The organism is Pseudomonas guariconensis, from assembly GCF_900102675.1.
Lineage (GTDB): Bacteria > Pseudomonadota > Gammaproteobacteria > Pseudomonadales > Pseudomonadaceae > Aquipseudomonas > Aquipseudomonas guariconensis.
In genome coordinates this window covers 96,641-118,183 of sequence record NZ_FMYX01000007.1, presented here as the reverse complement: position 1 = coordinate 118,183, position 21,543 = coordinate 96,641, and the positions used below count along the sequence as shown (strand labels likewise).

General features: G+C 61.9%; 21 protein-coding genes. 2 read left to right on the top strand and 19 right to left on the bottom strand.

All coding sequences use genetic code 11. The features are described from left to right. Window positions 1-7: 7 nt before the first annotated feature. On the bottom strand, window positions 8-1,312 hold the full coding sequence (locus tag BLS27_RS13540) for a cation:dicarboxylate symporter family transporter (protein WP_043214906.1): 1,305 nt from the start codon (window positions 1,310-1,312) through the stop codon (window positions 8-10). A 145-nt stretch (window positions 1,313-1,457) separates the two neighbouring features. Continuing rightward, window positions 1,458-1,871, bottom strand: coding sequence for a VOC family protein (locus BLS27_RS13535; protein WP_090345207.1), 414 nt, complete (start codon window positions 1,869-1,871; stop codon window positions 1,458-1,460). 100 nt (window positions 1,872-1,971) lie between these two features. Between BLS27_RS13535 and BLS27_RS13530 the strand changes: the two genes are divergently transcribed. After that, window positions 1,972-2,838, top strand: coding sequence for a LysR family transcriptional regulator (locus BLS27_RS13530; RefSeq protein ID WP_043214901.1), 867 nt, complete (start codon window positions 1,972-1,974; stop codon window positions 2,836-2,838). Between the two features lie 68 nt (window positions 2,839-2,906). Here BLS27_RS13530 and BLS27_RS13525 read toward each other — a convergent pair whose 3' ends face one another. From BLS27_RS13525 to ycaC, 5 genes are all read right to left on the bottom strand, one after another. Next, window positions 2,907-3,830 carry a LysR substrate-binding domain-containing protein gene (locus tag BLS27_RS13525; RefSeq protein ID WP_090345205.1) on the bottom strand — a complete coding sequence of 308 codons (924 nt, stop codon included), beginning with the start codon at window positions 3,828-3,830 and terminating at the stop codon, window positions 2,907-2,909. Window positions 3,831-3,848: 18 nt separating this feature from the next. Further along, complete coding sequence (locus BLS27_RS13520) at window positions 3,849-4,796, bottom strand: HlyD family secretion protein (protein WP_377734709.1); 948 nt, start codon at window positions 4,794-4,796, stop codon at window positions 3,849-3,851. A gap of 2 nt (window positions 4,797-4,798) precedes the next feature. After that, complete coding sequence (locus tag BLS27_RS13515; protein ID WP_043214896.1) at window positions 4,799-5,005, bottom strand: DUF1656 domain-containing protein; 207 nt, start codon at window positions 5,003-5,005, stop codon at window positions 4,799-4,801. Then, window positions 4,995-7,148 carry an FUSC family protein gene (locus tag BLS27_RS13510; RefSeq protein ID WP_090345202.1) on the bottom strand — a complete coding sequence of 718 codons (2,154 nt, stop codon included), beginning with the start codon at window positions 7,146-7,148 and terminating at the stop codon, window positions 4,995-4,997. Before BLS27_RS13510 ends, BLS27_RS13515 begins: the two co-directional genes overlap by 11 nt. 74 nt (window positions 7,149-7,222) lie before the next feature. Further along, complete coding sequence (gene ycaC, locus BLS27_RS13505) at window positions 7,223-7,843, bottom strand: isochorismate family cysteine hydrolase YcaC (protein ID WP_043214892.1); 621 nt, start codon at window positions 7,841-7,843, stop codon at window positions 7,223-7,225. Between the two features lie 323 nt (window positions 7,844-8,166). On the opposite strand from ycaC, the gene BLS27_RS13500 reads away from it, so the two are divergent. After that, window positions 8,167-9,291 (top strand): GNAT family N-acetyltransferase, encoded by a 1,125-nt coding sequence (locus BLS27_RS13500; RefSeq protein WP_090345199.1) that lies wholly within the window; start codon window positions 8,167-8,169, stop codon window positions 9,289-9,291. Here the strand turns inward: BLS27_RS13500 and BLS27_RS13495 are convergent. The 12 genes from BLS27_RS13495 to BLS27_RS13440 all read right to left on the bottom strand — a co-directional run bounded on the left by BLS27_RS13495 (window position 9,288) and on the right by BLS27_RS13440 (window position 21,505). Then, on the bottom strand, window positions 9,288-10,709 hold the full coding sequence (locus BLS27_RS13495) for an undecaprenyl-phosphate glucose phosphotransferase (protein ID WP_043214886.1): 1,422 nt from the start codon (window positions 10,707-10,709) through the stop codon (window positions 9,288-9,290). The two genes, BLS27_RS13500 and BLS27_RS13495, sit on opposite strands and share 4 nt — an antisense overlap. Window positions 10,710-11,058: 349 nt before the next feature. Next, window positions 11,059-11,796, bottom strand: a complete 738-nt coding sequence (locus BLS27_RS13490) for a WecB/TagA/CpsF family glycosyltransferase (protein ID WP_043214923.1) — start codon at window positions 11,794-11,796, stop codon at window positions 11,059-11,061. 5 nt (window positions 11,797-11,801) lie between these two features. After that, on the bottom strand, window positions 11,802-12,989 hold the full coding sequence (locus BLS27_RS13485; RefSeq protein ID WP_090345197.1) for a glycosyltransferase family 2 protein: 1,188 nt from the start codon (window positions 12,987-12,989) through the stop codon (window positions 11,802-11,804). Further along, window positions 12,986-14,188, bottom strand: a complete 1,203-nt coding sequence (locus BLS27_RS13480; RefSeq protein ID WP_090345195.1) for a glycosyltransferase family 4 protein — start codon at window positions 14,186-14,188, stop codon at window positions 12,986-12,988. Before BLS27_RS13480 ends, BLS27_RS13485 begins: the two co-directional genes overlap by 4 nt. Window positions 14,189-14,218: 30 nt before the next feature. Beyond that, entirely contained in the window at window positions 14,219-15,187 is a 969-nt protein-coding gene (locus tag BLS27_RS13475; RefSeq protein ID WP_090345323.1) for a DUF535 family protein, read from the bottom strand. Between the two features lie 7 nt (window positions 15,188-15,194). Beyond that, on the bottom strand, window positions 15,195-16,172 hold the full coding sequence (locus BLS27_RS13470) for a glycosyltransferase family 2 protein (RefSeq protein WP_043208532.1): 978 nt from the start codon (window positions 16,170-16,172) through the stop codon (window positions 15,195-15,197). 4 nt (window positions 16,173-16,176) lie between these two features. Beyond that, window positions 16,177-16,686 (bottom strand): serine O-acetyltransferase, encoded by a 510-nt coding sequence (locus BLS27_RS13465; RefSeq protein ID WP_043208531.1) that lies wholly within the window; start codon window positions 16,684-16,686, stop codon window positions 16,177-16,179. Window positions 16,687-16,694: 8 nt separating this feature from the next. Continuing rightward, entirely contained in the window at window positions 16,695-17,651 is a 957-nt protein-coding gene (locus tag BLS27_RS13460; RefSeq protein WP_043208530.1) for a glycosyltransferase family 2 protein, read from the bottom strand. Continuing rightward, the gene (locus tag BLS27_RS13455) at window positions 17,648-18,268 is read right to left on the bottom strand and encodes an acyltransferase (protein ID WP_043208529.1); all 621 of its coding nucleotides are present in this window, start codon (window positions 18,266-18,268) and stop codon (window positions 17,648-17,650) included. The genes BLS27_RS13460 and BLS27_RS13455 overlap by 4 nt, the downstream gene beginning before the upstream one ends. A 123-nt stretch (window positions 18,269-18,391) precedes the next feature. Next, window positions 18,392-19,858 carry an FAD-dependent oxidoreductase gene (locus BLS27_RS13450; protein ID WP_090345193.1) on the bottom strand — a complete coding sequence of 489 codons (1,467 nt, stop codon included), beginning with the start codon at window positions 19,856-19,858 and terminating at the stop codon, window positions 18,392-18,394. Between the two features lie 2 nt (window positions 19,859-19,860). Next, window positions 19,861-20,049: a twin-arginine translocation signal domain-containing protein gene (locus BLS27_RS13445; RefSeq protein ID WP_043208541.1), complete on the bottom strand. Its 189-nt coding sequence runs from the start codon at window positions 20,047-20,049 to the stop codon at window positions 19,861-19,863. Window positions 20,050-20,128: 79 nt separating this feature from the next. Then, the gene (locus tag BLS27_RS13440) at window positions 20,129-21,505 is read right to left on the bottom strand and encodes an oligosaccharide flippase family protein (RefSeq protein ID WP_090345191.1); all 1,377 of its coding nucleotides are present in this window, start codon (window positions 21,503-21,505) and stop codon (window positions 20,129-20,131) included. Window positions 21,506-21,543 lie beyond the last annotated feature (38 nt).

The following is a 21,543-nucleotide window of genomic DNA, read 5'->3' as shown; positions in this document are numbered from 1 at the left end:
GTCCGGTTCAGCCCCCCCCTTCGCTTGCCAACGCGTTCATAGGGCGCTCACCCGCAACTGCGTCAGGCTGTTGGCTAGGTGCTATTCGAAATTGGTTTTCCCACTTGGAGATCACCAAGGGCGCCAAGGCGTTGCCCAGCACATTCAACGCGGTGATCGGCATGTCCATGAGCCTGTAGACACCGGCGATGAAAGCGATGCCCTCCACGGGAAGCCCGGCACTGGTCAGCGTGGCGGTGAGGATGACGAACATCGCCCCTGGCACACCCGCCGCGCCTTTGGACGTCAAAACCATGATGAGCACCAGCACCGCCTGGTCAGCGAGGCTCAATGGGATTTCATACAGTTGGGCGATGAAAAGCGTACCAATGCCCACGAAGAGCGATGCGCCATCCAGATTGAACGAGTACCCAGTAGGAATCACCAAGGAAGCAATGGACCTCGGCGCGCCGTAAGCCTCCACCTTCTCGATGAGCTGTGGCATCACGGTAGCCGAAGTGGCGGTACTGAATGCCAAAATCAGTTCATCCTTGATGAACGTGATCAGGTCGAAGATGTTAATGCCAACCGCTTTGGCTATTCCGCCAAGTACGACCAGTCCGAACAGCAGGACAGCGGCGTAAGTGACAAGAATCAATTTACCCAACGGCAACAGCGCAGAAAGTCCGAAGTTAGACACCGTCACGCCAATGAGACCGAAAATGCCGATCGGAGAATAGTGCATGACGATGTGCGTGACTTTGAACATCGCTCCGGAAAAGGCGTTGAACACAGCGATCAGCGGTCGCTTCTTATCCGCATCAAGCGCATTCACACCAAAACCGAACAGGATCGAAAAGAACAAGATGGGTAGCAAGTTACCCTGCGCCATTGCATTCACGATGTTATCCGGAATGACACCAAGAATCACACTTCCGACATCGCCACCCTCCGAAGAAGAGGGCAACGTCAGTGACTGGGCAGCCGAAAGGGTACTCAAGTTCGCGCCGGTACCTGGCTGGGCCACATTACCTATGATCAAACCACAAACAATGGCGATACCCGTGACGACGAAGAAGTAGAACATGGTTTTGGCCCCCACCCGCCCGATTGCCTTGCTGTCGCCATTACCGGCAACGGCACTGACCATGCAGGCAAAGACCAGTGGCGCCACGATCATTTTCATCATCTTGATGAAAATATCACCGGCTGGCTGCAGGACCTGACTACTCACCCATACTTTGTAATCTGGATAAATATTTAACAGGGCACCCACTATAATGCCCAACACCAGACCCACGATGATTCTTGTGACCAGACTCGCCTTCGCCATACGTCCTCCCATTATTATAATTTGGACTGTCAACTGGCTGGTAAACGCCGCGCACACTCAAGCATCCGGTATTCGCACTCATGCGTTGGTGCTCATGATAAACAGCGTGATCGACAAAGCGTGCTGCTTGGATAAAAGCACGCCTTCAAACAGCAAAGACTTCTTTGAAGTCCTTGAAACCTTTTATCTCGATTGGGTTGCCACTTGGATCGAGGAAGAACATTGTCCGCTGCTCACCCGGCTGACCCGGGAAGCGCACAACGGGGGGAATATCGAACTTCACCCCATGGGCTTGCAGGCGCTCTGCCATCACCATCCAATCATCCAACTGAAGCACCAGGCCGATGTGCGGCATCAGCACCATGTGCTCGCCGACCTTGCCGGTGCGCGTGGTCGGAAATGGCGTGCCTTCGTGAAGGGAAATTTGATGACCGAATAAGTCGTAATCGATGTACGTCTCGCTGGAGCGGCCTTCTTTACAGCCCAGCACCTCGCCGTAAAACTTACGAGACTCTTCAAGGTTTGTTACATGATAGGAGGCATGGAAAAATGCGGTCACGGAAACGCCCTCTTGTTTGGGTGGGAATTTCGTGCAGCCTACCCTATCCTTTCGCTTGTTCTGGAGCGTGATTTTCCATCTCTGACCGAAAGGAATTGTTTTGGATATTCGATTTCTCGAAAGTCTGGTCGCGGTTATTGAAACAGGTTCCATCGCGGCAGCCGCCCGCCGAGAAAACCTTACTGCACCTGCCATCAGCCAGCGTATTCAAGCGCTTGAGAAATCGCTCTGCTGTGAACTATTGAACCGTGGATCCCACTCAGTTGATCCCTCTGAACAATGCTTGGCACTGTTGCCGAAAATGCGCAACTTAATTCAGTGCGCCACGGAACTCAGGGATGGATTCGACAGCAATGGGCTTACAGGTGATTTCAAGTTAGGCGCTATTTCAACTGCGTTGACAGGCCTGCTTCCAGAATTAATGCACCAATTAACGATAACGGCACCGCACCTGAGGCTTAGAATCACACCTGGCGACTCGCGCGCGCTGTATGAGCAGGTGGTAACAGGTGAACTCGATGCCGGGCTTATGGTCTGCCCCCCGTTTTCCGTACCGAAATCCATCAAGATGCAAACGCTGCGGCATGAACCTTTAATGCTGTTGACAAAGGAACCCATTGAGCAGAGCAATATAAATACGACCATTCTCACCCACCCGTTGATTCGATACGATTCAAATGCTTGGGGCGGGCAGATAGCCCTGCAATACTTGCATGACAACGATCTAAGCCCTGATCTACTGTGCAACCTCGATGCGCTTGACGCCATTTACATCATGGTAGAGAAAGGGATGGGCGTATCGCTCGTTCCCGCATGGGCAGGTTTGAAAAGTGGGGAGGTGTTCGCCACGCCCGTCTCAGACTCCGATGACTACATACGCCAACTCGTTTTACTGTATAAATCCATCCCGCGAAGGCCAAAAGCGCTGGATGCCATAAAAGAAATACTCAAGCGCACGGCTTTATGATCCGCTCTCTACGAAGCGGACACCGAGCCTTGCAGCTCCCTGACCTCCCACCTCGTGACCTCCCCGTTTCAAAGGGTTTGTCGCATCTGGCCTTCAGCCTCTCGCTCGAACGCCGCCACCAAAAAGTCGATCAGCTTGCGCACCGCAGGCATCACCCCGCGTCGTGACGGGAACAGCGCAACGATCTCGCCCTTGCGTGGGGTCCAATCTTCCAAGGCAGGCACCAGGCGCCCGGCTGCCAGGTCGGCGCGCACCAGTTCCTCGGGGAGCAACACCACACCGACACCTGCCAACGCACCCTGGCGCAGCACCGCGACATCGTCCGACACCAGGCGGGGCCGGTAGCGAATCGACGCCACGGCGCCGTCCGGCCCGTCCAGGTCCCAGGTGTACTCCTGTACATTGGCGCCCCAGCCCAGGCTCGGCAGTTCGAACAGGTCCGAGGGGCGCAGCGGTTGCTCATGTCCGATCAGCAGCCTGGGGGCGACTACCAGGCATTGGCGACTATCGGCCAACTTGCGCATCACCAGCTCGCTGCTCTCCAGTGGCCGATGGCGCACGCTCAGGACCAGGTCGAAGCCCTCGCCAATGACATCGACACGCCGGTTGTAGCTTTTGACCAGCAACTCCACCACTGGGCATTCGGCCATGAAGCGCGCCAGCATCGGCGCCAGGCGCGAGTCCAGCAGCGAGGTGCTGCAGGCCAGGCGGATAATACCGCTGGGCACCGCACGGCTGCGCTCGATCGCGTCTTCGGCGGCATACGCCCGGTCCATCATCGATACACAGTGATGGTAGTACTCCAGGCCCACCTCGGTGACGGCGAACTGGCAGGTGGAGCGCTGGATAAGACGCACGCCCAGGCGCTCTTCCAGCAGGGCCACACGACGGCTAAGGCGCGACTTGGGCAAGCCGAGGACACGGCCGGCGGGGGCGAAGCCACCGTGCTCCACCACCTTGGTGTACAGGTACAAATCATTCAGATCGAACATGCGACAGACTCACCCAACTCAATCCACGATGGTGACCGTCGCCGTGGTCCCAGCGCGCAGCGGCGGTGCGTCGGCGCTGCGCTCCAGACGCAGGCGCACCGGGATCCGCTGGGCAAGCTTGACCCAGGTATAGCTCGGATTGACGTTGGCCAGCAGGCGGTTGCCCGGCTGGTTCTCGCGATCGGTGATGGCGTAGGCGATGCTTTCCACCGTGCCCTCCAGCACCTCGCCGCTCATCAAGGCGATGCGCGCGTGGCTGCCCACCTTGATCTTCGGCAGCTTGGTTTCTTCGAAATAGCCACTGACGTGGAACGAGCTGCTGTCGACCAGCGCCAACAGCGGCGTGCCGGATTGGGCGAAATCCCCCTGGCGGGTCAACAGGTTGGTTACATAGCCGCTGACCGGCGCGGTGACCCGTGTGCGCTCCAGGTCCAGGCGGGCCTGCTTCAATGTGGCCTCGGCGAGCTGCACGTTGGCCTGGGCCAACCCCAGGTTGGACTGCTCGCGTAGAAGATCGGCCTGGGCCACGGCCACGTCCGTGCCGGACTTCTCCCACTCTTCCGCGGAAATCGCCGACAAGGACTGAAGCCTACGCCGGCGTTGCTCTTCGCTGCGCCGTTGCTTGAGCAGGGCTTCGTTGGCGACGATCGATGCCTTGGACTGCCCCAGTGCGGCGCGAGCGACCTCGACCGCGCGCTCGGCATGCAGTACCGCAAGCTCATAACGGGCGGGGTCGATCTGCAGCAGCAGCTCGCCTTGCTTGACGAACTGGTTGTCATGGATCGGCAGTTCGATGATGCGACCGGCCACCTCGGCCGACAGGGTCACCACGTCCGCCCTCACCCGGGCGTCGCGGGTCCAGGGCGCACGGGTGTAGTAGTCCCAGGCAAACCAGCCCAGCACCAGGGCAAGGGCCAGCACGGCCAAGGTCAGTGCCTTGGAAAATACAGGTTTCAAGGCAGGCATTGTTAGACACTCACTCCCATCGATAACACCAGGGCCGCGCAGATCGCGGCATACAGAGCACCCTGGAACAAGGCGGGATGCCACACCAACGCCAGCACCCCAACTCGACGCAGCAAGGCGTCGGCAAGCAGAAACAACGGCAAGCCCAGCAACAACGCCTGGGCGATCGGCGGCAGGTAGACACCGCCGAACTCGAAATCAATGGGCATAGGCGCCCTCCTCTTCAGGCTGCGTGGTCGGCACCAGTACCTGGCGGTAGCGCTGGAGCAACTGGCCGGCGATCGCCAAGGCGACCCGCAGGATGAACAACTGACGCAGCGCCTCCCGGCCCGCCTCGAAATGCACCTGATGCAAGGCGTCCAGGGTTTCGCCAAGCGCTTCGAGCTCGTGCAGCAGTGCGTCCAGGTCCACCTGACGACGCGCACCGATGAAGTCCGCCATCTCTTGCAACCCTAGGCGCAATCGCGCCTTTACGCCTTCCGGCAAGGTCTCGCTGGTGACGCACTGGGCCTGTGCCTTGGCCAGGACGATAGCCAATGCCGGGCACACCAGATTGCACTCGAACAGCTCCCGCGAACGCGCATCGCTGGTGGCCGGCAGCAGGCCGATCATGGCCGAGAGCCGGTCGAGCATGCGGCTCTCGAAATCGAACTGGCGCACCAGGCTGGAGGGGGCAGTCACGTGTTGGTACACATCTTCCCGGCTCAGGCGAAACAGGCGGGCCATGCGCCTTTGCGGGTTGAACGGGAAGACCAGGGCAAACACCACCATCGCCAGCAGCCCCCCGGCTAGGTAGGCCCCGGCGAACTCGAACCATTGGATGGCGCTGTTATGGTAAGCCCCGACGTTCTGCGGGCCGATCATCAGCAGGCCCACCAGGCCGATGCCCATACCGATCCCGGCGGTCATGGGGTTGGCCAGACCGACGGCGGCCAGATAGAGCAAGGGTGTCAGGCACAGGGCGAGCATTTCGAAATCGGTGAAGATCGGCAGCAGGCCGAACTGATAGACCGCTGAGAGTACCAGCGCCACCAGCAATCCGCGGTTGTAGTTCTGGCTGGCCAGCAGCGGTCGAGGCAAAGTGGCCATCAGCGAGCACATGACGCCGATCAGGATCACTCCAGAGCGGGCGCCGTCCCAAGCGGTCTCGATCCACAGCCACCCTGCCAGGAACAACGCCAGGAAGGCCCGCGCGGCGTTCATGCCGGCCAGGCGAAAATCCAGGTGCAGGGCACTGACCCGCCCTTGGGCATGGGGGCAGCTGGCAGCCCTGCCCTGCTGGATCGCCTCGTTCAGCTCGATCAGCTCGTTCAGTTGTTGCAACAGACGCGCCTGCTCCCAACGCAGGGCCCAGGCCAGTGAACGCAGACGCGGTGGCAATGGTTCGCTGAGAAATTCCGCACGGTCGGCGGCCTGCTCGAAGCGCTGGTTCAGGCGGTGTATGGCCTGGCGACGCTGCGCCGATAAGGCCACACCCTCATTGGCCAGGGCATCGAGGCTGTCCAGCTCATCGTTGCGCAACAGTTGGATGTCGGCCGGCAGCGGCCCTTGCCAGTGCTGCTTGATCAGCTCACGTTGCTGTCGCAACACCAGTAGGCGCGACACCAGCAGCACCAGCTGGTTGGCCAGCAGTTGCACCAGGCCATCGGCGTTGCGCAGGTGCGGGGCATCGAAATAAAGATGTCGGCGCAGGCCTTCCAGCGCGCTGACCTGGGCGATCAGCTGGGCTTGGCGCTGGTTGAAAGCGGCTTCGTCTTCCTCGGTCCTGATGACCTCGGCGGCATGCCGAGCGATCAGCTTGACCAGGCTGTCGACCTGGGCGAAGTAACCTTGGGCGACCGCCTGCGGACGCGCTGTCAGCAGGCTGACCACGGCTACACAGGCCACTGCCAGCAGGGTTTCGGTCAGGCGCGTGATGGCCAGCAGCAGGATGCCGTCCGGTTCGGGCACCGCCAGCATCGCCACCACCACGGCAGTGAAACCACTGAGGACGAAGGCATGGGAGTCGGTATAGCGCAGCAGCGTGCCCCCTGCCGTGCAGAACGCCAGCCACAAGGCCAGGCAAACGATGAAGGGCATCGGTGCCTGGGGGAACAGCGCCATGAGCACCACCGCCACCGCCGCGCCCGCCGCCGTGCCGATCACCTGCGCGAAGCTGCGCTTGAGGGTCATGCCGGCCAAGGGCAGGCTGATGATGATCACGGTCATCAGCGCCCACTTGGGCTGTTCCAGATCGAAGATGAACGCCAGATACAGACACAGCAGGCCTGCGACGATGGTGCGTAAGGTGAAGAGCAACACCCCACGCCCGGGATTGAGGGCCAGTTTGAAATAGCCGATCAGTGGACCCATCCGGTACCTCTGGATACGGACGGGGAACCCTGCCCCAGGCGCATGAGCCCCTAAGGCAAAGCTCCCACGCCGGATTACTTCGTCAGCGTGCTGAAGCTGGTCATCAAGTTACGGTAGTCCGGGATGTGGTTGGAGAACAGTGTGCCCAGGCCTTCGATGTCGTTGCGCCAGTCGCGGTGCAGCTCACAGGCCACGCCGAACCAGGTCATCAACTGCGCACCGGCCGCCTCCATGCGGCGCCAGGCAGAATCACGGGTCAGTTCGTTGAAGGTCCCGGAGGCATCGGTGACCACGAACACATCGAAGCCCTCTTCCAGGGCCGACAGCGCCGGGAAGGCCACGCACACCTCGGTCACCACACCGGCGATGATCAGTTGCTTCTTACCGGTGGCCTTCACCGCCTTGACGAAGTCTTCGTTGTCCCAGGCGTTGATGTTGCCGGGGCGGGCGATATAGGGCGCATCTGGGAACTGCGCCTTGAGCTCAGGCACCAGCGGGCCATTGGGGCCGTTTTCGAAGCTTGTGGTGAGGATGGTCGGCAGCTTGAAGTACTTGGCCAAGTCCGAGAGGGCCAGCACGTTGTTCTTGAAGCGGTCCGGTTCGATATCACGCACCAGGGAGAGCAGACCCGTCTGGTGATCGACCAGCAAGACAGCGGCGTCGTTCTTGTCCAGACGCTTGTATTGGAAAGCCATGGTAATGCTCCTTTCTTCGGTGGGATTTTTAGACGTACGCAATCCAGTTGCCGCCTGCCCGCAATTCATGTGCGGGACTATCAGCGTAGGCAACACCGGCCATGCCAAGCGACCGTCAGTCGGCTCGATTCGGCGGTCGGCGCCCCTTCTGAAAAAACAATAGACACAACGTTAGTCCGACGAGTGGACAGTCGCTAGATACTCAAATCAGACCTCAGCGTTCCATTGGGTGAACACTGTGGCCCTGCCTTGCGAGCTGGCCGTTTCACATCTTTACTCGTTCTAGGTATGCACATGCCCCTTGAAGGAGCGCCAGCACCGCGATGAAAGAACAGCTCGCCCTACTGGCCAGGCAGTGCATTTCGCCGTCGGTCCGCTTCGAAATCAGGGCCACGTCCGCCAGGCTCAAGGACCTGGCCAGCCGCGCCTGCCTGTGGCGCTGGGAGCGCAGCCGCTTCAAGCCCGACCAACAGAGCAGCCACGAGGTGGTTTACTTGGGCCGCAAAGCCCACCGCGACCTGGCCAAGTTACTGATGGGGGCGACCACGCCGGCCAGCGCGACCAGCGATGCCGTGGTACTGGCCAGCGAAGTGCCGGTGCCCGGAGCCCTGCAGGTGCCGCATTTTTTGAGCGCCGTGGTGCCATTGGGGCGCTCTCTGGACAGCATCGTCGCCACCTACAACAGTGAGTTGCGGCGCAGCCTGCGCAAGCACCGGCCGCGCTATCACATGCGCCCGGCAGTCACCGACGAAGAGATCGCCCATGCCGACACGACGATGCTGCAACCCTACGCCAAGGCTCGCCATGGGGCGTCCGCCTCGCAGATTGCCACTGCCGAGGTTTTCAGGCTCGCCAAGTCCGCAGGCCGGCTGGACCTGATCCTGCGCGACGATGAAGTGGTGGCCTGCCACCTGGGCTGCGTCATCACCCGTGCCGGTAAGCGCTACTGGAGCACCATTCGCTTCGGCTACCCCGAGTCGGTTTTCGCCGATGCCAAGCAGCTGCGCGAGGTCAACTCGATTACCACCTTCATGGCGTTGGAGTGGGCGCTGGAAAACGGCTTCGACTACTACGACATTGGCTGCTGCCTGGCCCGCCCCGACGATGGGCTGCTGGAATGGAAAAGACGCCGCGGCGGCGACGTCGATACCTTAGGCAACCATGCCCACTTCTTTGTCAGGCTCCCCCGCACCGGCTCGGAATGGTTCCTCTGGAGTACGCCGCTGTTCGCGGTGGAGGATGGCCGGCTGACCTTGCACCTGGGTGTGCCCGAGGGGCCGAGCGATGAAGAGATCGCCAGCCGCTACCGGGAAATGGGCTTTGGCGGGTTGTCCAAGGTGTACTTGCATTGCTCCCGGGTACCAAGCCCGTCCTTGATCGAGACCTTGCGCAGCCGCTACGCGCACCTGAACCCGATGCCGATAATCCAGACACGTCTGACGCGCTAGTACGCCTGCTTGCCGGTGAACGCCGAAAGCGTGCGCACGAGAATGATGAAATCCAGCCACACCGACCAGTTGTTGATGTATTCGATGTCCGAGTCGACCCGCTGGATCATCTGTCCCAGATCCTTGGTCTCTCCCCGGTAACCGCGCACCTGCGCCAACCCTGTCATGCCGGGCTTGATGTTGTTGCGCGCGAAATAGTCGGCGATGTCCCTGGAATACTGAGTGTCGTGCTGGATGGCGTGCGGACGTGGCCCCACCAGGGACATCTCGCCCATCAATACATTGAACAGCTGCGGTAACTCGTCGAGGCTGGTGCGGCGAATGAACGCCCCGACCCGGGTCATGCGCGGGTCGTTCTTCTGCGCCTGTTGGAGCACCCCGGTTTCGGGCTGGTGCACGAACATGCTTCTGAATTTCCAGATGCGGAAGGTCTCGCCGCTCCAGCCCATGCGCTCCTGGCGGAAGAACACTGGCCCCGGGCTGTCGAGCTTGATGGCCACAGCGATGATGAGCAGGACCGGTGCGGCACACAGCACAATCAATGCGGCCAGCAGTTTGTCTTCGAGGTTCTTGAGGAACAGGCTGGTGCCGGTGAGTGGCGTTTCGGAAAGCGTGAGCACAGGGATACCGGCAATTTCGCGCACGCTATGGTTGATCAGTCGCAGCGAGAAGATGTCGGGAATCCAGTTGACCGAAACGCACTTGTCCAGCAGCCGCAGGTACACATCGCGGATCAGTTGCGAGCCTTCCAGCGGCGTGACCAGGTAGACGGTCTTGATGCCATGACGTACCACGATGTCATCCAGCTGGGAAATATCGCCCAGGATCACCGGGCCACCCTCTCCCTCCTGCGCCCCTACTTGCAGCTCCGTCTCACCGATGTGCACGCAGCCGACGATCTTCTCGCCCAGCCAGGGGTTGTTGCTGATCTTCTTGTGCAGGAAGGTCGCCAGTTCACCGGAGCCGATGATCAAGGCGTTCTCCTGGCTGTAGGGCAGCGTCAGGAATTTCACCTGGATTTCACGTACCAGAAAATGCAGCAGCAACTGGATGAAATAGCCGATGACGAACAGCTCGCCCACCAGCAGGCGCGAATACTGCTCGCTCTGTTTGGTGAGAAAAGCCATGGCCACGAGAAAGCAGAACGTCACCGTCCAGGCCTTGAACAGCTTGAACGCCTTGATCGACAGGCCCACGTTGCTGCGGTAGATGGCGTAGTGGTCATAGACCACCGCCAGGGCGCCGATCAGCAACAGCAGCATGATGACGTAGTCGGGGGTGATGTAACCGACGTGCAGGTAGATCAGGTACCAGGCGACTCCGGTCACCGCGATGCCGTCAAGCCCGGCCTGGATGGCGTTGCTGATGCTGCGTCTGCGCTGGAGTAGGGAACGGTTACTTCTGGGTTCGAAAACCATTGCTCGTCCTCACTGATGCCGAGAAACCACACGCTTTCCTACCAAGCCAAGAACAACCGCATTCATCCTGAAAAGACAAAGACCCGACGCGCACTCAGCGAGTGCCGCCTGGTCAATGACGTAGGAGATCGTCCCCGTGACTATCGATCACCTGAATCACACGCTAATGCGCGGACTGCTCCCCAGGGCGATAGTGCGACCCGTTTGCCGAGGGTCCTCGGCACATGGGTGCGTTTGATATCACTGTAGCAGTACTTTGGAACCGCGCCGGGGATTTACCCTTTTGGGCCGTTGCAGAGGCGCGTCGCCCCCTTCGCAGGTTTACCCGCGAAGCAGACACCACTCCCTGTCAGTGACCACGCGCTCGCGCATAGCTCAACGTGCGCCAGAGGAACAATGGATTGCCGAGCACATACCGGCTGAACAGCCGCCTAGGCTCACGCAGCAGTCGGAACAACCACTCGCAGCCCAGGCGCCGCATCCACCGAGGCGCACGCGTCACCTTGTCGCCGAGAAAATCCAGGATCGCCCCGCCGCACACCACCACGCAGGGCACGCCGCTTTGCGCCAGCCGGGCAGCGACCGCCTCCTGCTTGGGCATGCCCATGCCCAGCACGATCAGCTCCGGCCGCTGCCGGTGCGCCAGGGCCAGGTAGGTATCGATCTGATCGAAACCATGGTGAACAGACGTCACCTGAACCCCGAAGCGGGCTTCGCTGCTGCGCGCTGCGTTTTCCAGATAAGGCGCTTCGGTGCCCCAGAACGCCACACGCCGCCCGCTGAAGGCCATCAGCAACTTGGGAATGAAGTCGGTGCCGTTCATGTTCAGGCCAGGCGCCAACCCCAGCCGGCGCAACAGGATCGCCATGCCCGAACCGTCGCGCAACAGCACGTCCGCCGAAGCCAGCGCCTGGAGATAAGCGCGGTCGCGGGTCACCAAGTTCATGGCATGGGCGTTGACGAAACCCAGCACCCGCCGCGCCCCAGGTGTGGATAACTGGGCCAGCAAGCGCTGCTCATCCTCTGCGTCTTCGACCACCCGCAGCTTGTCGACGATGGTGCTCCAGTGGCCTTGCCAGATCGACATAGGCATCAGTTGCCATCCCGTTTGGAGCGCACCCAGTCCACCTGGCGTTTGACCAGGAACCCCAGGTAGATAGGGATTTTCTTCGCCGCGTAGAGCGGCGCGTAGAGCAGCACTGAAAATGCGATCAGCCCTCGGCAGAACCGGTACCAGGCCAGCAGGACGGCGATGCCCAGCAATACCACTGCGCAGCTCGCCAGCCACGGCGCGGTGCTGACATCCAGCAGCAACCAGGCCAACCACGAAAGGCAGAAAACCCCGGCCAAGGCCAACACCAGCAAGGCCAGCGGTGGCACCATCAGGTCCAGCGCCAGGGCCAACAACGCACCATTGCGACGGGCGAGGCTTTCGATCAACAACCGTGGCGCATCCTTGAGCAAGACGCCCAGGTGCCCGTGCTCCCAACGTCGCCGTTGCGCCCCCAGCCCTTCGTTGCTGACGGGAAACCAGCTGGTGACTCTGGCATCGGGACAGAACAACGGCGCCTTGCCGATGCGGCACAGGTCCAGGCCCATCTTCAGGTCCTCGACCAAATGGCCACTGGCAAGCTCCAGCGAGGCCAGGTCACGCCAGGTGAACGCCATGCCAGCGCCCATCAACTGACAAGGCAGGCCCAGCCGCGCCCAGCCGCGTGGACGCACCAGGTTCTTCACGCGCCAGGCGAACTCGGCCACGCGGGTCTTGAGTCCTGCGCCCTCAGGCGCCTGCATCAGGTACAACGCCTGAACCGGACGCCCGCTGTCGATGCAGCAGGTAGCAAGGCGCGTGAGCGCGCCCTCGCCCAGCTGGCAATCGGCATCGACCACGACGATCACCGGCGGTGGGTCGAAACCCAGGTAGCGCACTCCAAAGTCCAGCGCATAACCCTTGCCCCGCGCCTGTGCATCGAAGCGCTCGACCACCTCGGCACCTGCTGCCCGCGCAAGCGCTGCGGTGTCATCGGTGCAGTTGTCCGCCACCACAAGCAGTCGATCACCCTCGCACAGCTGCGCACGGATGCTGTCCAGCGTGGCGATGATGATCGAGGCCTCATCATGGGCCGGCACCAGCACCGCCAAACGCGGACGCGGCACGCGGGCCGCAGGCGGCAGCCGTGCCGGCAGGCAGGCCATCAGCACCTCGATGAACAACACCAGCGTCGGCAACAGCACGAGCAACGCCAGCGCGCCCAGTATCGCCGCCGCGAGCCCTGTCATGCCGGAGCCCTGAACAGTGCGGCCAGCTTACCGGCCTCGGTGTCGATGTCATGGCGCTCAAGCACCCGCGCATACGCCGCCTCCCCCATACGCTGAAGCACCTCCACCGGTTGCGCCAGGCAGTCGGCCATGGCCTGCGCCAGTTCCTCCACGGCCCCGGCGCTGAACAACCAGCCGTTCTCACCCTGGCGGACCAGCTCGGGGATGCCCGCCACATAGGTCGTTAAGACAGGTCGGCGCAGGGCCATGGCCTCCATGATCACCACCGGCAGACCCTCAGCGAAACTCGGCAGCACCAGGGCGCGCGCCGCCAGGATCTCGGCACGCACCTGCGCGCTGCTGATCCAGCCGGTGATGCGCACCTGGGCCTGCAGGCCGTGCCGGGCGATCAGCGCCTCGATATCCGCCCGCATCTCGCCATCGCCCGCCAGCACCAATTCGCAGGCCACACCGCGCTCGGCCAGGCGCCGCGCCGCCTCGAGCAACAGCAGTTGCCCTTTCTGTTCGCACAGCCGCCCCACGCACACCAGCCTTGGTACCGCCGGAGCCGGTACTGCCGGCACGTCGTGGAACATCCGCTCCAGGCCGCAATGCACCACCTTCACCTTGGCCCAATGCCCATGGGCGACCCAACGGAACAACTGGCTGCGCCCGTAGGAGCTGATCGCCGCGACGAACGCGGCGCGCCGGACCTTCTCGCCCAAGTGGAGAAACTGGGGTTTGTCGAACTCTTCCGGCCCGTGCACGGTAAAGCTGTACGCCGGCCCGCCAAGGGCATTGGCCAGCATCACCACTTCGGTGGAGTTGGTGCCAAAGTGCGCATGCACATGCTCGCTGCCAAATGCCCGCAATCGCTGCAGCACCCAGCAGGCTTCAGCCAGGTAGACCACGTGGTAAGGCAATGGCCGGTCGGCGCGCCAGCCCAGGCGCAAGGCCAGCCAGAATGCGGTAAAAAACCGTCGCGGGTCGGCCCGCAGCACCTGTAGCAAGGGCTTGATCAGCCCTCTGAGGCCGCCTTGCAGGACGTACTGGGTCTGATCCCGCTCGGCCATGTCGTCGGCATCCAGCAATTGCGCATCCCAACCCCGCAAGGCCATGCGCTGGATGATGAAGCCCTGACGCTCCAGCGCCAGGATTTCACGGCGTATGAAGCTATGGCTGACCTTCGGGTACTGATTGACGAAATACGTAATGCGCATAGGGACCCGACTGAATGCGTGTTCGATTGATTATGGGTGCACTCCTGACTCAGGGTAGCCTGCCTCCTTCACGCTCACCGATTGTTTACCTTGCAAACGCAACGTGGCGTCCACCTGGGCGAATACATCGTCCAGCAGGTCATGACGGCGGCGGTACATCGCGCGCTTCTTGGGCGCGACGTCGTCCAGGCTGCGCCGGGCCTCGTCGATCGGCATGACGTAGAAGTCCTGGCGCTGCGAAGGCAGCGCACCGTGCTCTTGCCAGATGACATCGTAGTTGGTCGGCAACTCCTGGGCCTTTTGCGCACCGAAGTAGGCATGGCGATGATGCCGGTAGCTATCTCCCACGGCGTAGAGCCGCGTGACGCCCAGGCGCGTGGCCAGGTGGCGGAGCACCTCGATCAACAGGCTGCGCGGACGCAGCCCTTCGAAATCCTTGGTCAGCGTCCGATAGATCGACAGTGACGTTTCGCTGTCGATGCCTTTGTGAATGCCCTGCACTGCGCCGATGAACACGCACAGCTCGCCGTCCTCCAGGCCCAGGCTGAAGGCCAGCGACGCGACCCGCAGATCATGTTGGAACAGGTTAAGCACCAACTCCCCTTCGCGCATGAACCAGAACGCCCGATCAAGCACCAAAGAGCATGCCGGTGAATAGCGCGACAGGTCATCGAGCAGCAGCCGCTCTTCGCGCCCCAGCAGCAGCAGGCTCGGGCACCGGCTGCTGACCACTTCGTAGTGCGAGGCCAGCGCATCGAAGCGCATCGACGCCGGCCAGTCCTTGCTGATGTACGGCCACTGGACTAGGCCGATGCAATCGATGCCCAGTCGCTCCCGGCCACTGTCGCCCAAGGCAAGCGACAGACGCCGCTGGAACGCATTGAGGCCGGACCATTCCCGCGCCATGTGCCGTACCAGACGGAGCTTGTTGTGCAGCGCCCGCAGCGAGTAACCGGGGTGCAAGGTGAACACGCTTTTGACCAGTGACCGATATGTCATGGACATCTCACTTGTATTCGATCAACACGGATTTGCCGACACCGAACCTTTTCAGCAAGAACTTCACCTGCCCACACATTTCGGGAAACTTGCCCAACACCAGAAACCCCGCCTGCAACCCGTTCTGCTGCAACGACCCGCGCCCCCGGCGCATCAGCCGCAGCACCTGCAGCGGGTAGACGAGCAACAGCAACAGCCCGCCCCAACCGAACAACGTGCAGGCCAGCAGGGTCGCCAAGGGAATCCCCAGCCCCCACACCCAGGCTCGGCGCGACTCACGCAGCCAATGGCGCTCGGGTGCCGCGCCATGCAGGAACGCGCCTTCGGCAAAGGCATAGCCGCCGCGCAGGCTGCGCCGCCACCATTGGCTGAAGCGGGTCATGGCCGCGTCGTGCAGGGTCATTTCGGCGTCCAGACGCCAGACCTTCCAGCCCTGGGCGCGCAGGCGCACGCACAACTCCGGCTCCTCGCCGGCGATCAAGTCAGCGCGGTAGCCATTCACTTGGACGAAGGCATCGGCGCGCATGAGCGCATCGCCGCCACAGGCCTTGGCCTGGCCGACCGGGGTGTCCCACTCCAGGTCGCACAACTGGTTGTAGATCGAACGTGTGGGGTATCGCTCGCGGCGCCGACCACAGACCACGGCGACCTCAGGGTGCTGGTCGAGAAAGGCCTGCGCCGCGGGCAGCCAGCCGGCGACCACTTCGCAATCGCCATCGACGAACTGCACGTAACGCACCGAAGGCATCAAGCGATGCAAACAGGCAAAGCCTTCGTTGCGCGCACGCGCGGCAGTGAAGGGCTGCGTCATGTCCAGGGCCAGCACCTCGATACCCCGCGCCTGCGCCATCTGCACAGACCCGTCGGTGGAGCCTGAGTCGACATACACCACCTGATCCGCCGCACCGGCCAGCGACGCCAGGCAGCGCTCCAGCCGCGAGCCCTCGTTGCGCCCGATCACCACCACACCGATGCCGGTCATCATGGATTCATCCGCCACTGCGTCGGGGCTTGATGACCGCGGGCACACCGACAGCCAGCGAATCGTCGGGCACATCGGTCAACACCACCGCGTTGGCCCCGATGATCACATTGTTGCCGATGCGGATATTGCCCAGCACCTTGGCCCCGGTGCCGATATCGACGTTGTTGCCGAATACCGGCGCGATGGGCTCCTGCACGTTCTTCAAGCCCACCACCACGCCATTGCGAATGCGGCAGTCATCGCCGAAGCGGGCATAGCCGCTGACCACGATGCCGCCAAAATGATCGATGACGAAGTTGCGCCCCAGCTCCACCTCGCAGGGCAGTTCGATGCCGGTGAGGATCTGCACCAGCTTGAACAGCACCTTGTAGATGAACGACAGCAGCTTGCGCAGCAACGCCGGACGCACCCCGTAGCGCCAGCGCCCGAAACGGTAGACCAGCATCACCCAGAAGCCCTGTGCCGCCCAGTCGCCTCCATGGGCCCGCAGGTCCGCGCGAACGTTCTCGAACATACGGCCCCCTAGCGTGTCGGCTGGCTTGCAAAGCGCGTGTCGAAGAGCAACGCCCAGGTCGCCCGGGCATGCTTCCAGCTGGCTTTCACGGCCCCCCAGCCACGTCGTTTGAGCAATGCCTTGAGCGCCAGCAAGGTGTCCCCGAGGCTCACCAGCAGCATGTGCAGCACAAGCCCTGGCACGCCATGGTGCTTGCGAAAGTACAGCAGCTCGCTTTCGATCTGCATCACCGAGATCTGCCGGCTGGCCGCTTCGAGCTCGGTGACTGACTTGGAGCTTTCGCCGCCGATGTGCACCACTGTGGTGTAGGGGTAATACACGACTTTCCAGCCAGCCTGCTTGACCCGTTTGCAATGGTCCACTTCCTCGTAATAGAGGAAGTAGCGCGGGTCGAACAAACCTACCTGCTCGATGACCTCGCGTCGGACCAGGTAGAAACAGCCTGGCAACCAGTCGCATTCACGCACCGAGTCGTGGTCCCAGTTCATCTCGTCGATGGTCTGCAGCCCAGGGAAGAAGCGCTCCAGCCCCGTGCGCGCGGCAAACATGTTCAGCGGCGTCGGAAAGTACCGGCAGCTGGGCTGAAGGTCTCCCTCGCGCCCCACCAGACGCACCCCGAGCACGCCGCACTGCGGATGCGCTTCCATGTATTCGACCGTTCGCACCAGGGTGTCGTGCGCGACGAAGGCGTCGGTATTGAGCAGCAAAGCGTATTTGCCCTGCAGGTGCTCGACCAGTTGGTTGTTGGCGCGGCCGAAACCGACGTTCTTCGGATTGGCCACCAGCAGCGCCTCGGGGCAGACCGCCGCCAGGCGCTCCAGGGAGTCATCGACCGAGGCGTTGTCGACCACCAAGTAGCTCGCCAGATCCGCGCCCTCGCCACGGCGCAGGGCATCGAACATCGGTTGCAGCAGCCCTGCGGTGTTGTAATTGACGATCAGCACATCGACGAGCTTTTCAGTCATGTCTCCTGCCTCCCGGTGCCGTAAAAGTACTCGGCGCGCATGGCAGCCAGTTTCGGCTCCAGCTGTGGATCGAAGACATCTGCCCGATTCTTGATCAGGTCGATCCACGGGTAGGCCTCGCAGCGCGCCTCGACCCGCTTGACCAGGTCTTCGAGCGTGCACAGGACCTTGGCCGGGTTGCCACCAACGACCGTGCCCGGCGGCACGTCCTTGGTCACCACCGCCCCTGCGGCCACGATGGAGTTCGGCCCGATGGTCACCCGCGGCATGACGATCGCCCCATGGGCGACCCAGCTGTTGTCACGGACATCGATGAAACCCACCGAGTCGAGCTTCTTGCCGTAGATGACCTCAATCAGCTCCACCACACCGTCGTGCCCGATCAGCGTGCAATCCGACAGACCGCAATTGTTGCCCAGGCGCACCAGGGAAGGGTCGGTGATATTGCATCCCGGGTTTATCTGGACGTTGGTCCCGGTGGAGTGAAACCGCCCCCAGCGCGACAGGTACGCGCCCCACTGGATAGCGTTGGGGCGGCACAGGCGCCTGTACAGTCCGGCCCCACGTCCGGTGGACATGGCGTAATGCGCCACGATTTTTCTCAGCCATCCCATCATGCTGTTGCCCTCGCAAACCTATCGATGTCGAACCGAACCCAGGCCGCACGTTCCTCGCACGGTACCTGCCCCATCAGCGCAGCTGCCAGACATCCACAGGTTGCAGGCGCGCTGTCACACCCTTCAGGCGAACTCTCCCGCCTGAGACTTCATCTTTGCGTCCAGATGGTCCGCCAGCCGCAAGGCGAACTGCAGAAGCGGCATCGTCGGATTGCTCGCCCCGCCCTTGGCGAAAATGCTGCTGCCAGCGATATACAGATTGTCTGTGCCGAACACCTTGCAGTCCGGGTCGACCACCCCGGCATCGGGCGAGGCCGCCATGCGCGTGGTGCCCATGTGGTGCGCGTGGGGCGACATTTTCAGGGGCAGGGACGTGTCGTGGACGAAGTCGTTCAACTTGACGAAGGCCAGCCCGCTTTCGGCGAAACGCTTTGCCAGCTCGACGCCGATGCACTTGATGGTCTGGCGGTCATCGCCGCTCAGTACCCAGTTCATGTTCACTTTGGCCACGCCCAGCGCGTCCTTTTCTTGCAATGTCGAAAGGCGGCTCTGCAGGTTGGGGAACTGTTCGATCATGGTGCTCAGCACGCCATCGCCGGGGCAGTTGAACTTGGCGATGAAATCGATCTTGTGGGCGATTCCCATATCGCAGCTGAGGGTCTCGAGGAAGTCCTTGACCTGGGCGGTCCGGCCATAGTTCGTCACCTCGTCCAGCACCGTCGCGGAGACATTGCCTTTGCCCGCGTGATACTCGGCCACGAACGCATCGGTGGTGAAGTACTGGCGAGGCTTGTCCACTTTTCCGCTATTGAGGATGAACGTGCCCAGGTCGACATTCAGGTGCTCCATGAAACAGCGCCCCACAAAACCATCGGGCTTGACCACGCCCGCGGCAGCCAGTGACTCGCTATTGAGCAGTTGCCGGGCATTTTCCACAGCGCCCATGGCCAGTACGAACTGCCGGGCGATCACCCGCTCCCGGTGCAGATCGTAATCGGACACCACTACAGCCTTGACCCTATCGGCAGCGTGATCGAATTCCAGGTCGACGCAATTGCAGTGGATGAACACATCCAGCCCTGGCGTCTGCTCCAGCGCCTTGGCGTACTTCTGGGCAAACCGAGTGGGCGGGCTGAGCAAGAACTCGTCAGGTACGAAGTCATCACCGAGCCGACTGACATTGATCGCCTGGAAGTGCGCGCCTTCCGGCAGGTCGACGATGGCCATGGCGGCCGGCAGGTACCGCTCGATCTCGGCATAGGCGATGGGCCAGCCAGGAATGCCGCCCGGCGGCGGGACAGAAAAGTCCGAGGCTTCGAATGGCCGGCAGCGCCCGGCCCAATGGTTGGAGGTGCCGCCCAGAAAGCGCAGGCGCGTATTTTGGATATACGCCTCCAGACCGGAGGAGGTGCATTGATAAAGATCCTGGGATTGCTGGGAATACTCGTGTCCGCCGCCTTCGAGCAACACCACGCGCCAGCCTGCTTCGGCCAGGCGCAAGGCCAGGGTGATGCCCGCAGGTCCCCCGCCGATGATGCAGAAGTCGTAGTCATCACGCAGTGCTTTGTGCGTCTGATAATCCTTGATCATGCTCAGGCCTTGCGAAAGTATTCGGCGGGCAACACCCATCCGTTGATCACCACGAAGCCCCCGGTCTGAGTGACTTTGCGCGTGGCGGTCCCGGAAAGCCCGAAGACCAGCCCGCCTGCACCCAATACCGCGCATCCCTTGAGAAAGCCCCTGCGTCCTAGCAGCGGGGAAACAGAGTCATGCTTTCCCATGATTCCAAGACCCATGCCGTGAAATTGACTTTGGAATTCTAGGTTTCCGACGGCGACAGACAGCGTATTCGCGATGGAATCAGAACCCGTTGAAAAGCCGCGTCACCAGCTCACCACACAACGCGCCGACCGCGATGATCGGCAAGACCATCAGCTCACGCTTGAGGCTGAACATCTCCAGTTTGCGATTGACGTAGAACACCAGGATCAACGTGGGGAAGGTATGCAGCGCCACCCACCAGATCGCGTAGTCCACGCCGCCGATGGCCAGCATCACTGGCATCCCAACCCAAAGCGAAACGGCCCGGATGATGTTGTCCATGGCCTGGTACTTGGTCAGCCCCACGGCCAGCCACACCTGATGGGCCAAGCTGTAACGCAAGGTGAAGAACGACCATGAAAGAATAGCCAAGATCCGGCCCGCATCCTGGTAACGGTCGTCGTACAACCAGCTGATGATCAGCGGGCTGACCGTGAGGAACAGGCCGCAGGCGAACAGGCAGGCGGTGTCGAAGTACAGCCTGAAGTGGTTGTACAGCTTGAGCAGCCGGGGTTTGTCGCCAGCGCGAGTGGCCTCGCTGAAGGCCGGCAGCACCACCGCCCCGCCCAGTTTCAGCAAGCCGACCTGCACGGCCGAGAGAATCAGCACCGCGATGGAGTAGACGCCCATGTCGAAAGTGGACATCACCCCGCCGAACCAGATGCGGTCGCCGTTCATCGCCAGCACGCCCACCATCGAGGACAACAGAATCCAGCGGCCATAGTTGATCAGCTCGGTCAGCGCAGACTTGTCCCAGCACAAGCGGCTGCGTGGCCCTTCGAATAGCAAGTGGCTCATCACGGTGGAGACGAGGGTGGAGACGATCCCGGCGGCCACCAGCGACCAGATCGACCGGGTGAGGTAGCCGAACACCAGCATGACCAGCAATCCGACGAACTGCGCCGTGAGCTCGAGAATCACCACGCGCTTTTGCTGGAACGCCCGCACGGCCAGGTCGATGGTGTTGGACTGCAAGCCGTAGATCACTGCGGAAATGCCGGTGACCGCCAGCACCAACGGCAGCTCCGGAGCGGCATAGGAGGATCCGGCTGGCCACAGGTTGATCTGCTGGGTCGCCCAGGAGCCAAAGGCGATGAGCAGCGTCACGGCGAACAGCAGGATGCCGCGCAGCAGTTGCACGGTCCAGGCGGTATTGAGAAACAGCGGATCGTCGCCGCGCGGGCTCTGGATGATGTTCTGGCGCAGGCCGACATCCGACAGCAGGTGCAGGACCACCGACAAGGTAGTGGAGATGGCCATGATGCCGAACATGTCCGGCACCAGCAGCCGTGCCATGATCAGGTTGCCGCCAAGGCGCAGGGCCTGCGTACCGACCAGGGAGACCATGTTCCACGCACCCGCTCCCAATGCGCGTTTGCGCAGGCTGGTCGGCGGCGATAAGTCGACTGACGGCATGACTACATTCCCTGACCTATTGGCTAAAGTCACTATAG